The following is a 14,143-nucleotide window of genomic DNA, read 5'->3' as shown; positions in this document are numbered from 1 at the left end:
AAACACGTTTTAAAAATTATGACTAAACTACTTTCAGTTTACGGATTCTTACTTTTTTTTCTGGCTTGCGGCGGAGATAAAGACCCTGCCAAACTTTTTGATATTCAGCTTGAAGGAAACAAAAAGAAGTTCCAGCAAAAACAGGAAGTTGGCATTGCCATAAAGAACAAAAAGGATATTGAGATATCTATCCCTGACTATTTTATTGATGGCAGACAATTGACCCAAGCAAATGGCAAGGTAATTCTTAACATGCCCACTTTGGGAAATAAACTGTTGGTCGCAAAATTTAAAATTGAAGATCAGCAAGTAGAAATTCAAAAAAAGATTAAGCTCTTGGCCGCAAAAGCACCAGAAGTTTATACCTATGAAATTATCAACACCTACCCCCATGATCCAAAAGCTTACACGCAAGGCTTGGAATTCAGCAATGGAGTTCTTTATGAAAGTACCGGAAAAAAAGGAGCTTCAACTGTTAGAAAAGTAGATTTTGAAACAGGAGAAATTCTTCAACAAATAGATCTGGACAAAACAGTGTTCGGAGAAGGCATCACCTTGCTCAATGATAAGCTCTACCAACTAACCTGGCAAAGTGGGCTTGGGTACGTTTACAACCCTTCAAACCTGGAGAAAATTCAAAATTTTAGCTATGGTGAAAGCCGCGAAGGCTGGGGCCTTTGTAACGATGGTGAAAAGCTCTTTAAAAGCGACGGAACAGAAAGAATTTGGTTTTTGAACCCAACTACCCTTGAAGAACAGGGCTATATTGAAACTGTGACCAACAAATCAATATTCAATATGGCAAACGAGCTGGAATTTGTGGACGGGAAAATCTATGCCAATGTCTACCAAAAAGAAAGCATGATGATCATAGATGCCACTTCTGGGGCCATTGAAGGCGTAATAAATTTTGGAGGGCTGAAAAACAAAATCGACAAAGGGCCACAATGGGACGAAGGCAATTCTGTTCTCAACGGAGTGGCCTATCATAAGGAAAGGGGAACTTTTTTTGTAACCGGTAAAAACTGGAACAAGCTTTTTGAGGTGAAAATCCGCAAAAAAAGCTAATGCAGCACTACAAAGAAACTTTTAAGGTAGTAGAAGAAGATCTTGATGACCTTAACCATGTCAACAACATAAGGTATATTGAGTGGGTTCAGGAAATATCTAAAAACCATTGGTTAAAGGTTGTGGATGAAGCCACCAGGAATGAAATGGTCTGGGTAGTGAAAAACCATAATATCACCTACGCAAAACCAGCAAAGCTCGATGACCCAATTGTAGTGAACACACATATAAAAAGTACAAGAGGACCATTGTCCACAAGAGTTGTTGAGATACGAAACAATAAAACCGAGCAACTTTTAGTTAACGCTATTACAGAATGGTGCCTTTTGGATGCTAAAACGTTTAGGCCAAAACGGGTTCCAGAATCAGTTCAAAATTTATTCAAAAAAGTGTGAACCACTGGTATACAAAGTTAATCGCGATAGTTTTAGGGCTTGCTCTTGTAATTACATGGAGCTCTTGCCGCAAGGATTTTGATTATTCTCCTAGCTCAGGTAACTTGGAATTTTCCAAAGACACTGTTTTTTTGGATACCATCTTCACCAATATTGGAAGCAGTACCTATACTCTTAAAGTATACAACAGAAGCAGTGATGATATCCTAGTTCCTTTTATTGGTCTGGAAAGCGGTCAGAACAGCAGCTATAGGCTTAATGTAGATGGCATGGCCGGAAAAGAATTCACCAACATACCTTTATTGGCCAAAGACAGCTTGTTTGTTTTTATTGAGACCACTTTTGACGTTGCCCAAACTTTTGAAAATGAGTTTTTGTATACTGATGACATCATTTTTGGTAACGGCTCCAATGCGCAGGAAATACCATTGGTTACGCTGGTAAAGGATGCTGTTTTTTTATATCCGAGAGAACTATCGGACGGTACAAAGGAAACCTTGGTTCTTGGTTTGGACGAAGAGGGGAATGAAATTAGCATTGAAGGTTTTCTTTTAGAACCAGATGAACTCCAGTTTACCAATGAAAAGCCTTACGTAATTTATGGCTATGCAGCAGTACCTGATGGCAACACCTTATCCATTGAAGCTGGAGCTCGCATACATTTTCACAAAAACTCCGGGCTCATAGTAAGTTCAGGAGCGTCTCTACTGGTAAATGGCTTATTGAGCGAAGATCAGGAGTTATTGGAAAACGAAGTTATCTTTGAAGGTGACAGACTGGAGTCGTCTTATGCCAATGAACCCGGACAATGGGGAACTATTTGGTTAAGAGAGGGAAGCATAAACAACAGTATTTCCTATCTCACCCTTAAAAACGCAACAGTTGGTCTACGTGTGGAGGGTGATGACCTGTTGACCACTCCTACCCTAACACTAACAAACTCTCAGATTTACAATAGTTTGGACACCAACCTTTGGGCAATAAAAGCAAGTGTAGTAGCAGAAAATATGGTCTTGGGCGGTGCGGGCAATATTTCGTTCCATGCAAATTCTGGTGGAAAGTACAGATTTGCTCATTGTACACTGGCCAACTATTGGAACAACGGGTTCCGTTCTGGAGTAACACTGGCCCTGGACAACTTTATACAATCCACTACGGGAGAAACGATTACTAGAGATTTAGAAAATGCGGATTTCATCAATTGTATAATTGATGGCACACAGTCCATTGAACTTTCACTGCAACAGGATACGAACGCAGCTTTTAATTTTAGTTTTAGAAACTGTCTTTTGCGGTTTAATGATTCTAACAACCAGTTTACAGATAACCCTTTGTTTAATTTTGAAGATACTGGTTTATATGAGAATATAATTTTTAACTCAGAGCCAGATTTCACAAAGCCTTTTGAAAATCAGTTTCAAATAGGAGCAAATTCTGCTGCTTTAGATGCTGCCGATTCCAATATTGTCCCACCAATACTATCTGATATTTTAGGAGTGAATAGGACCCTAAATCCTGATATTGGTGCATATGAAAATCTTGCGGATAATTGATTCTTCCTTCAAAATTCATGGTTATTTAACAAAAAAAAGGTGATTTTGTGGGAAACCCCCAGTTTTTTTAAGGGAAAACTGTAGTGAGTTCTTTTCATGCGTTAGTAACTTGCAACCAGTACTTTACACATGGATTATACGTATATCATAATAGACTCTAATGCTACTACAAAGCTACAATTGCAACTTTATTTGCAAGAGTATGGTGATTTTACATGTATGGGTACAGCTCAAAACCCTGAAGAAGGATTGAATACTATTTTAAAGTTTACACCAGATGTAGTCTTTATCAACCTTGTTGAAGACAGCATGCCTTACTTTCAGATGATTACAGAGTTGAACCAGTTTATGCAGGCACTGCCAATTGTCATAGGCTTTTCAACAACAAAAAAGTACGCATATAATGCCATTAAAAGTGGTTTTTTTGATTATTGGATTCTTCCCCATAATGAGTTTGATGTGCGCAAGAGCATAATGCGTTTGCGAAAATTGCATCCTAAACAAAACATGCCCTCCACCATCTGCCTGAAAACTTACAATGATTATCACTATTTAGATACCAATGATATTTTGTATCTAAAGTCGGATAACAACGCTACTGACTTTTTTATGCGGGATGGCAATGTGGTAAGTGCTTTTAAAACCCTGAAGTCTTTTGAGGAAAGACTTCCAGAAAGTTTTATTCGCATACACCAGAGCTATATTCTAAATAGCAGGTACGTATCTCGTATCAATTACGGCAAATCCATTTGCACGCTTCGCAATGAAACGGAGAAAGAACTTCCTTTTTCCAAAACCTATAAAGGCAAAATAGATACTTTAAAGGAAATGCTCTCCAAAGCATCCATAAAAGCCCTTAATTAAGTTAATTCTCATAGTTTTTCTTAAAATTCTAATACAATTATTACAAATACTAAAACATTTGTAGCACTAAGCAACTAGACATTTGTGCTAAATATCTTGCCGTCGTGAACCTAAAGTTCTAACCCTAAAACCTAATATTATGAGAAAGACGCTAAGTATTTTGGCAATTGCAGTGATGACTTTTGGAATGTTTTCTTGCGAAGCAGAGACAGATGTACAGGAAACAGAAAACCTAATGGCTAGTTTGGAAGATCAGGATTCCACCGACTCTGATTCATCAAACCCTGATGATAGATAAGCATCTTGAAACCCAATAAAATGACAACTTTTTTAACAAAAACAGCTGTTCTGTCAATTGGTTTTAGCTTTTTATCATGTAATGTAAATTATAGTGACAAGAATTTCTCGAATTCGAGAGTCATCACAACTTCAAGAACAAACGAAACAATAGTAAATCAAAAGAATCTGGTTCACTTCATTGTAAGAAATAGTTCTGAAAACTTAATTTCTGTGATGAACGACGATAGAGAGTTATGAATGAATCCAATTTTGAAACATGGCCCTAAATCCTATTCGGTTTGGGGCTTTTTTTGTTACCTTGTAGTAAAAGAAAACAAAAAAACGCTTACTTTTTAGTATATCAAATTGAAAAACAAGTATATAATTCTAGTTCTTCTTATTTTGTCTTCCTGTGGGAAGGAATCAACCCATAGGGAAATTGGGTCTAATCCTAAGTCCGAGACAATAAAAACATGGATTAATATTGCGCGCGACAGCTCACATCTCTCTATCAATGAAAGAAAACAATTTTTAGAAAAAGCCGAGTTTGATGCAAATGAACTCTCCAATGATACACTTCGTTTAAGTCATCTTTCCAGAATTTCTCTGGCCTATAAAAAACTAAACGATTCTTTGAAATTTAGAAAAATGAACCGAAAAGTTCTGGATTTGTCACAAAATGCCAAAATATATATGGCTCTTGGCGAATCCCATTGGGATTTAGCTTCTTTCTTTCGTTCAAATGATATTTTGGATAGCGCTTACTTTCATTATAGAAAGGCATATAAAAGTTTTGATCAATTAGCCATAGATTCAACATCACTTTCTTTAAAGGGGCGAATGTTATATAGTATGGGTAGAATTCAAGATTCTTATAAAGATTACTTGGGAGCTGAAGTGAGTATCACGTCTGCTTTAAAAATCTTTGATGATTTGGAGGATGATGGAAGACTTTACAATTGTAACAATATGTTAGGAATTATCGCCAAGGGTATGAATAATTCGCAAAAAGCATTGGAATACTATCAAAAGGCATATACTTATCTACAAAGGTATTCACCTAAAAACAAGATTGAATACATAAGGCAGAACAAAAATAACATTGCGAGTGTCCTTTTAGATCAGAAGAAATATAAAAAAGCAAAAGTTGCGTATCAAGAACTCTTAAGCGATAATAGTTTCAAGACTGAAAGTCCTAGATTATTTTCCTTAGTCCTAGTAAGTCATGCTTATACTTTGTTTAAAGGCGAAAAAGATTATGCACAGGCTAATGCCATTCTTTTAAATGCTATGAATGTGAATGATAGTATTGGTTATTCATTTGAACAGGCCAGAACTAAACAATACTATGCAGAGCTTTTAGCTGCTCAAGGAGACACTATTAATTCTACTCAATATGCCAAAGAATCTAGATTATTGGCAAAGGAAACTTCAAACAATGACAGGTATCTAGAGGTATTACGCCTACTCACAAATATAGATAGTGAAAACGCAGTTGCTTATTCCAATGAGTATTATGACCTAAGCGAAAAAATAAAAGACGAAGAACGGGCCATACGAGATAAATTTGCCCGTATCCGTTTGGAGACAGATGAGGTGATCCAACGCAATGAACTGCTTTCCCGCCAAAAACAGATATGGATAGGGGTTGTATTGGGCCTTGTACTTCTGGGTATCTCACTTTTTACCATTATCTGGCAGCGCATAAGCAACAACAGGTTAAAGTTTCAACAAAAACAACAAGAAAGCAACCAAGAAATTTATAACCTAATGCTTTCGCAACAAGGTAAGTTTGAAGAAGGCAAGCAATTGGAGCAAAAACGTATCTCAGAGGAGCTACATGATGGTATTTTGGGCCAAATGCTCGGAATACGATTGATCCTTAGCGGTTTAAATGACAAAGAAGATGAAGCTTCTGTTGAACAAAGGGCAGAACTTATTGAAAAACTAAGGGAATTGGAGGAAGAAATAAGGACCATTTCACATGAGCTTAGTGATGCTTCTTATCAAAAATTTTATAACTTTATTGTATCCCTGGATGACCTTATAAGAACTATAAGTGATTCTTCTGGGATTTCATGTTCTTTTACGTATGACGAAAATGTGGATTGGGATGATTTGCAAGGCGATATAAAGATCAATGCATACAGAATTGTTCAAGAATCGCTGCAAAACTGTGTAAAACACGCAAAATGTAAAAATGCAAAAGTAAATTTCAGTACAGAAGACAACATTTTGAAATTGACTATTGCAGATGATGGTGTCGGTTTTGACATAAGCAAGGGAAAACGCGGTATTGGTTTGCGAAATGTAATTTCAAGAGTTAAAAAAGTAAAAGGCACTTTAGATATTGATAGTAAAAAAGGTAAGGGAACCGTTGTTACCGTTTCATTGCCAAATAGCTACATAAGATTAGATAGTTTAAATGACATTTCGGAACGCAAAGAAGTACTGAATGTTTAAATCAACTGGTATGAAGACACTGAGAATATTGGCGATAGACGATCATGAGATGACCATGCTTGGGTATAAATTTATCCTTGAACGAATTGTTTTTGAAGGTCATAGTATCATTGTAGATACCGCCAATACTTATGAAATGGGCAGAAAACTTATAGAAGAATCCGCTAATTCATTCAAGTATGATATTCTATTTTTAGATGTTCAATTATTTCCACCTAACGAAGATCAGCCACATACCGGAGAAGATTTGGGAGTTTTGGCACGTAAACTAGTGCCAGAGACCAAGATTGCCTTCATGTCTTCTTTTAGTGACAATTACAGAATAAACAGTATTCTAAAAACCGTTGACCCAGATGGATATTTGGTAAAAACGGATATAGACCCAAAAACTCTGGAAGATGCTGTTAAGACCATCACCTTAAATCCTCCCTATTACTCATCCAAAGCGCTTTCTGCCATTAGAAAGAAAATGACCAATGATATTAGCTTAGATGAGAAGGATAAAAAGATATTGTACCATCTTTCCATAGGTACCAAAAATAAAGATTTGGAACATTTTATAAGGTTGTCCCCCTCTTCTATTGAAAATAGAAAGCGGCATTTAAAATCACTTTTTGGTACTGAAAATGAAAATGATCTTGCTTTAATTTTAGCGGCAAAAAATAGAGGATTCATATAATTCCTATCACATCCATAGAATAGGTTTATTGTCAGATTTTAACCACTTTCGGCTTTTTTTATGCAAAAAAACGGGTAAATAGAAGAAAACCCCCAGAATTTTTAAGGTTTTCCTCTAATCCAAAAAAAAAGATTCGCTTTAACTTTGGATTAGAACAACTATGCAATCCATTGAATATGCCATTCCAAAGAAAAGTCAAATCTAATTTTCCCCTAGACGGCCAACAGGCTTTTGTTACCGCCGATGGTCTGGATGATTTCATTAAAATCCTGGAAAAAGATTTTTATGCCGAGGTAAAAGTGCAATGCCATTACCATACAAGTACTGAGAAAACAGATTTAATTCTGGACCTATATTGTAATTTTGGACTTACAGAAAGTCTTCATCATTTTAACAAAGGAAATTGGGGTGGTTTTGCTTGCGATTTAGAAGGTGCAAAGGGCATATCTTCATTTGATGCAGCTTTTCAAAAGCTGAGCAAAGTGAATAAAAATGCTATTGATATTGCTGAACTTTCTTTGCACTTTAGGGATACCTCCATTATAGTTTCTAGAATAAGTGATTATAGTATTCCTCAACAATTAGCTGCAATAATATTCAAAACCAGTGCACATTTTGTATATCTCACAAAGGGATTGACAGAAATGCCTTATGAGATTTTTGTTCCCGTTTTTGAAGATCACACCCGAAGTGTCTTAACATTGGAAAAAAACAACAAAAGTTATTTTGATTATTGGGGACTCTATTTTGATGACGATTTACAACATGATGTAATCGTGTACAACCTTAAAACAAAACAACTTCGTAAGGAAGATTTTTTCCTTTTGGATTAAACTATTTCTAAACCTTAGGCTTAACCTAAGTACATCCCGCAGTTTCTAAGCGTTAAATAAAGGTCTTGACTTCATTAAGTCATTGACCTTTATTCTTATTTGGTCAAGATGTTCTTCATTCTCCGGATTCATGATAACTTCATCTATAAAATCAACAATGGTTTCCATATCCGCTTCTTTTAGTCCACGAGTGGTAATGGCAGGAGTTCCAAATCTAATTCCAGAAGTAATAAACGGGGATTGATCATCAAAAGGAACCATGTTTTTGTTGGCGGTTATTGCAGCCAGTTCCAAAGCTTTTTCTGCATCCTTCCCTGTAATATTCTTATTTCTTAGGTCTATCAACATCATATGGTTGTCCGTTCCACCAGAGATGACCTTATAATCCTTTTTCATAAACGCTTTTGCCATAGCATCTGCATTCTTCTTTACCTGCAACATATAATGTAGGAAGTTATCAGAAAGTGCTTCTCCAAAAGCAATTGCCTTGGCGGCAATGATATGTTCTAATGGGCCACCTTGATTTCCTGGAAAAACTGCCAGGTCTAACAAACCAGACATTTTGCGGAGATTGCCATTTTTAAGGCGAATGCCAAATGGGTTTTCAAAATTCTCTCCCATCAAGATCAAACCTCCTCTTGGGCCTCTTAAAGTTTTATGCGTTGTGGTGGTAACAATATGGCAATGTGGAATAGGGTCGTTCATAATACCCTTAGCTATCAATCCTGCCGGGTGCGAGATATCTGCAAGCAATATAGCGTTTACACTGTCAGCAATTTCTCTAAATCGCTTAAAATCCATATCTCTGGAATACGCAGACGCGCCTGCTATAATCAGTTTAGGTTGTTCTTTAGTGGCAATTTCTTGAATCTTATCATAATTCAAAGTTCCTGTTTCTTCATCCACCCCATAAAAAACCGGGTTGTACAATTTACCAGAGAAATTTACAGGTGACCCATGAGTTAAATGTCCGCCATGGGACAAGTCAAAACCTAGAATGGTATCCCCTGGCTTTAAACAAGCATGGTAAACCGCTGCATTTGCTTGTGAACCAGAATGTGGTTGAACGTTTGCATAAACAGCTCCAAAAAGTTCCTTAGCACGATCTATAGCGAGTTGCTCAACTTCATCGACCACCTCACAACCACCATAATACCTTTTTCCAGGGTAACCTTCAGCATATTTATTGGTTAGAACCGAGCCTGCTGCCTCCATAACTTGAGGACTGGTAAAGTTCTCAGAAGCTATAAGCTCTATACCTTCTATCTGGCGTTCCTCTTCCTGTGCTATTAGTTCAAAAATTTCGTGGTCTCTTTGCATTTGCTTTTAAATTAAGAAGTGCTAAAATTACGAATAGAATAGCTAATTAAATCGAAAAAAATTGTTGTAGAAATTGATTTTATCAAACAACAATTAACAATAAAGAAGGAATTCCAAAACTTCTTAAAATATAGTTTTTATGCGTCTTTCACCGATATTATACTACCGTTTGTCCTTTTTCGTTAATAGAATGTAGGTTTTTGGCACGGCTGTTGAAAACCATATGAAAATCAATAAAATCAAAAGCCATGAAAAAACTATTACTTATTAGCACATTGGTCTTACTTGCTGCCTGCGGTGGAGTAAAGAAGACGCAAGAAGCTTTAAATAGCGGCAACTACGTTTCCGCTATGAACAAAGCCATTAAAAACTTAGCAGAAAACAAGACAAAAAAAGGCAATCAGGCCTATATTTTACTTTTAGAAGATGCTTTTGCCAAAAACTCGCAAAGAGAGCAGGAGCAAATTACATTTTTACAAAAAGACGGCAATCCTGCAAACTTAGAAGCTATTTACAATAAATATCTTCAACTAAAACAGATTCAAAAACGTATTAGGCCTCTTTTACCTCTAAACCTTAGGGATGAAGGTAGAAATGCATCTTTCAATTTCTCAAATTATGATTCTAGCATTCTCAACACAAAAAATGAGCTGTCAGAGTATTTGTACAACAATGCCTCTAACTTATTTACCACGGCTCGTGAAAAAGAGGATTATAGGGCAGCGTATAAAGATCTAAAATATTTGCAAGACATTAATCCCGGATACAAAGAAACCGTGGTCAAGATGGATGAGGCCTATAGAAAAGGTCTAGAATATGTAAGAGTAGACATAGGTAATGATACGGAGCAAATAATTCCGGAGCGGTTAGAAGATGAATTGTTGGACTTTAACACCTTTGGTATTGACGATTTTTGGACAGAATACCATGCAAACCCTTTGTCCAATGTAAAATACGACTATGCCATGAACTTGAATTTTAGAGAAATAAACATTTCTCCAGAACGGGTGAACGAAAAGCAGATCGTAAAGGAAAGACAAATAAAAGATGGTTACGAGTTTCTGCTTGATGAAAACGGAAATGCCGTAAAGGATAGTTTAGGAAATCAAATTAAAGTAGATAAGTTCCGTACGGTAAGATGCAACTTCTACCAGTTTACACAGTTCAAAGCGGCCCAAATTGGAGCTAAGGTAAGTTTCACTGATCTGTCCAGTGGTCAAGAGATAAATTCTTATCCCTTATCCAGTGAGTTTGTTTTTGAACATGTATATGCAAACTACAAAGGAGACAAAAGAGCATTGGACAACGATTTAGCTCCTCTATTGGATATTAGGGCTGTTCCGTTTCCTAGCAATGAACAGATGGTATATGATGCCGGTGAAGATCTTAAACAAAGGCTAAAAACCATTATTAGGCAATATCAGTTTAACTAGATATAAAAAAGGCCCCAACAAATGTTGGGGCCTTTTTTATATATATTCCAATAGGTTGGTATCCGCAATTGCGCCGTGCGAAGTGTGATACGTTACCTCGCCATTCTTTATGATCAAAAGTTGTGGAGACTGATGCATTACCTGGAACTTGTATTGCACTTCGTTAGAAACATCTCTATGGGCGTGCAAATCCAGAAAGTAAATATCTTGTTCATCACTAAGTGAATAGGAACCGGTAAACATATTTAGTACCATTCGGCTAATACCACAAGTGGTTGAGTGCTTAAAAATAAGTTGAGTTCTTGTTTTTGATTTTTCGGCAATTTCATCCAATTGTTCTACTGATGTTAAAGGAATCCAAGGAATGATTTTTTCCTCTTTTGCCGACTCACCTTTATTTCCAAATACACTACCAAATATTCCCATATCACAAATTTAGTTGTTCTGTCGACTAAGAACAAAAAGCTTACAAAACTGACGAAATGTCCTCTGTTTTAAGACTTTTAGCGACATTTTGACTGTATCCTTGTAATGGTAAGGTTGTTGAAATGTTAGAAACAAAAAAACAATTGAAAATGAATTTCAACAATTACACTATAAAATCACAAGAAGCCGTACAGCAAGCGCAACAGCTTGCCCAGGGGCATGGACATCAACAAATAGAAAATGAGCATCTATTTAAGGCTATAGCTGAAGTAGACGAAAATGTACTACCATTTATTCTAAAAAAATTAAATGTGAATACAGCACTGCTCAATCAAATTCTTGATAAGGAATTGGAAAGTTTCTCCAAAGTATCTGGAGGCGAGATAATGCTCTCTAGAGAAGCGGGTAAGTCTTTGAATGAAGCCAGCATCATAGCAAAAAAGCAAGGCGATGAATTTGTATCTATTGAACATTTGTTGCTTGCTATTTTTAAGTCAAAAAGTAAAATAGCCCAGATTTTAAAGGATCAGGGAGTTACAGAAAAAGACTTAAATGCAGCTATTCAAGAATTAAGAAAAGGTGGAAAGGTAACCTCGCAAAGCGCAGAGAACACCTACAATTCATTAGATAAATACGCAAAAAACCTTAATCAACTTGCAGACAGTGGTAAGCTAGACCCAGTAATTGGTAGAGATGAAGAAATAAGAAGGGTTTTGCAAATTCTATCGAGAAGAACAAAGAACAATCCCATGCTAGTGGGTGAGCCAGGTGTAGGTAAAACAGCCATCGCTGAAGGGCTGGCCCATAGAATAGTTCAAGGGGACATCCCAGAAAACCTTAAAAACAAGACCATTTATTCTTTGGATATGGGAGCGCTAATCGCTGGAGCCAAGTACAAGGGTGAATTTGAAGAGCGGTTAAAATCGGTTATTAAGGAAGTAACCTCTTCAGATGGAGATATTGTACTTTTTATTGATGAAATACATACGCTTGTTGGTGCAGGTGGCGGTCAGGGAGCAATGGACGCAGCAAACATTTTAAAACCCGCATTGGCACGAGGAGAACTTAGAGCTATTGGGGCAACAACACTGGATGAGTATCAAAAATATTTTGAAAAGGACAAGGCGCTAGAGCGTAGGTTTCAAAAAGTAGTCATAGACGAACCAGATACGGAAAGCGCTATATCCATCTTAAGAGGAATAAAGGAAAAATATGAAGCGCACCACAAGGTCAGGATAAAAGATGAAGCAGTAATTTCTGCTGTAGAACTTTCACAACGCTACATAACAAATCGTTTTCTACCGGACAAGGCTATCGACCTCATGGATGAAGCAGCATCTAAACTACGGATGGAAATCAATTCCAAACCAGAAGAGTTGGACGTGCTGGACCGAAAAATTATGCAGTTGGAAATTGAGATTGAAGCCATAAAACGAGAGAATGACAAGGCCAAACTACAAAGCTTAAATCTAGAACTTGCCAATCTTAAAGAAGAGAGAAATGAGATTTTTGCTAAGTGGGAAAGCGAAAAGACCGTTGTGGACAATATCCAGAAAACCAAACAGGATATTGAAAACTTTAAATTGGAAGCTGAACGTGCCGAACGCAATGGAGATTATGGCAAAGTCGCAGAACTGCGCTATGGCAAAATAAAGGAGTCGCAAGAAAGATTGGAAAAACTGCAAGATGAGTTGGCTAATCAGCAAAGCGCAGGAACGCTTATCAAGGAAGAGGTGACCAATGAGGACATAGCAGAAGTAGTGGCCAAATGGACTGGTATTCCCGTTACCAAAATGTTGCAAAGCGAACGTGAAAAACTCCTGCAATTGGAAGATGTGCTACATAAGCGTGTTGTGGGCCAAGAAGAAGCGATCATAGCTGTTTCTGATGCAATTAGAAGAAGTAGAGCAGGGTTGCAAGATGCTAAAAAACCTATTGGCTCTTTCCTCTTTTTAGGAAACACCGGTGTAGGTAAAACCGAATTGGCAAAAACACTGGCCGCCTATTTGTTTGATGATGAAAACGCCATCACGCGGATAGATATGAGTGAGTATCAAGAGCGTCATTCCGTAAGCAGGTTGGTGGGCGCGCCTCCTGGATATGTTGGTTATGACGAAGGAGGACAACTAACAGAAGCGGTTAGAAGAAAACCATACTCTGTAGTTCTTTTAGACGAAATTGAAAAGGCACACCCAGACACATTCAACATCCTGTTGCAAGTTTTGGACGAAGGAAGATTAACGGATAATAAAGGGCGCGTAGCTGATTTCAAGAATTCCATTATTATCATGACCAGCAATATGGGCAGTCAAATCATCCAAGAGAAGTTTGAAGATGCATTGGATGTTCAAAGTGCAGCCAGTGCAGCGCGTGTTGAAGTTATGGGATTGTTGCGAAAAACGGTTCGTCCAGAGTTTTTAAACAGGATAGATGATATTATCATGTTCACTCCTTTGGATAAATCCAATATTAGAGCAATTGTAGGGCTCCAACTAGAACAATTGAAGAAAATGGTATCTAAACAACACATTACCTTGGATGCCACAGATGAAGCTATCGATTATCTAGCAGAAAAAGGGTACGATCCTCAATTTGGAGCAAGACCTGTAAAAAGACTTATCCAAAAGGAGGTCTTGAACAACTTGTCTAAAGAACTGCTATCTGGTAAAATAAAAGCAGAAAGTATTGTTCTTCTAGATTCATTTGATGAACAACTTGTCTTTAGAAATCAAAACGAATTAGTGAAATAATCTAATTTTCAACTGATTAATGCCCTTACTTTGTTAAAAGTAAGGGCATTTCTTTTTTAAAATACCATACAGTATATGTT

The 14,143-nt window shown here is 37.0% G+C and carries 12 protein-coding genes; 10 read left to right on the top strand and 2 right to left on the bottom strand.

All coding sequences use genetic code 11. The annotated features are described in order from the left end of the window. Positions 1–18 precede the first annotated feature (18 nt). The 8 genes from DKG77_RS10460 (at position 19) to DKG77_RS10430 (ending at position 8,134) form a co-directional block, all read left to right on the top strand. Complete coding sequence (locus DKG77_RS10460; RefSeq protein WP_109662764.1) at positions 19–1,068, top strand: glutaminyl-peptide cyclotransferase; 1,050 nt, start codon at positions 19–21, stop codon at positions 1,066–1,068. Further along, positions 1,068–1,463, top strand: coding sequence for an acyl-CoA thioesterase (locus DKG77_RS10455; protein WP_109662762.1), 396 nt, complete (start codon positions 1,068–1,070; stop codon positions 1,461–1,463). Before DKG77_RS10460 ends, DKG77_RS10455 begins: the two co-directional genes overlap by 1 nt. After that, positions 1,460–3,016: a hypothetical protein gene (locus DKG77_RS10450; RefSeq protein WP_243414908.1), complete on the top strand. Its 1,557-nt coding sequence runs from the start codon at positions 1,460–1,462 to the stop codon at positions 3,014–3,016. The genes DKG77_RS10455 and DKG77_RS10450 overlap by 4 nt, the downstream gene beginning before the upstream one ends. A 129-nt stretch (positions 3,017–3,145) precedes the next feature. After that, positions 3,146–3,880, top strand: coding sequence for a LytR/AlgR family response regulator transcription factor (locus tag DKG77_RS10445; protein ID WP_109662760.1), 735 nt, complete (start codon positions 3,146–3,148; stop codon positions 3,878–3,880). A 139-nt stretch (positions 3,881–4,019) separates the two neighbouring features. After that, the gene (locus tag DKG77_RS16995; RefSeq protein WP_165819380.1) at positions 4,020–4,178 is read left to right on the top strand and encodes a hypothetical protein; all 159 of its coding nucleotides are present in this window, start codon (positions 4,020–4,022) and stop codon (positions 4,176–4,178) included. Between the two features lie 347 nt (positions 4,179–4,525). Then, positions 4,526–6,622: a sensor histidine kinase gene (locus tag DKG77_RS10440; RefSeq protein WP_109662758.1), complete on the top strand. Its 2,097-nt coding sequence runs from the start codon at positions 4,526–4,528 to the stop codon at positions 6,620–6,622. 10 nt (positions 6,623–6,632) lie between these two features. Further along, complete coding sequence (locus tag DKG77_RS10435; RefSeq protein WP_109663741.1) at positions 6,633–7,301, top strand: response regulator; 669 nt, start codon at positions 6,633–6,635, stop codon at positions 7,299–7,301. A 176-nt stretch (positions 7,302–7,477) separates the two neighbouring features. Next, positions 7,478–8,134, top strand: coding sequence for a hypothetical protein (locus DKG77_RS10430; protein WP_109662757.1), 657 nt, complete (start codon positions 7,478–7,480; stop codon positions 8,132–8,134). Positions 8,135–8,179: 45 nt separating this feature from the next. On the opposite strand, the gene glyA is transcribed toward DKG77_RS10430, so the two are convergent. Then, positions 8,180–9,454: a serine hydroxymethyltransferase gene (gene glyA, locus DKG77_RS10425; protein WP_109662755.1), complete on the bottom strand. Its 1,275-nt coding sequence runs from the start codon at positions 9,452–9,454 to the stop codon at positions 8,180–8,182. 248 nt (positions 9,455–9,702) lie between these two features. On the opposite strand from glyA, the gene DKG77_RS10420 reads away from it, so the two are divergent. Next, positions 9,703–10,887, top strand: a complete 1,185-nt coding sequence (locus DKG77_RS10420; protein WP_109662753.1) for a hypothetical protein — start codon at positions 9,703–9,705, stop codon at positions 10,885–10,887. Between the two features lie 36 nt (positions 10,888–10,923). On the opposite strand, the gene ytxJ is transcribed toward DKG77_RS10420, so the two are convergent. After that, positions 10,924–11,313, bottom strand: coding sequence for a bacillithiol system redox-active protein YtxJ (gene ytxJ, locus DKG77_RS10415; protein ID WP_109662752.1), 390 nt, complete (start codon positions 11,311–11,313; stop codon positions 10,924–10,926). 149 nt (positions 11,314–11,462) lie between these two features. Between ytxJ and clpB the strand changes: the two genes are divergently transcribed. Continuing rightward, positions 11,463–14,063, top strand: coding sequence for an ATP-dependent chaperone ClpB (clpB, locus tag DKG77_RS10410; RefSeq protein ID WP_109663739.1), 2,601 nt, complete (start codon positions 11,463–11,465; stop codon positions 14,061–14,063). The last annotated feature ends 80 nt before the right edge of the window (positions 14,064–14,143 follow it).

This window comes from Flagellimonas aquimarina (assembly GCF_003149745.1).
Taxonomy (GTDB): Bacteria; Bacteroidota; Bacteroidia; order Flavobacteriales; family Flavobacteriaceae; genus Flagellimonas; species Flagellimonas aquimarina.
Note: the sequence above shows the minus strand (reverse complement) of the source record. Positions and strands in the feature narration are given on the sequence as shown.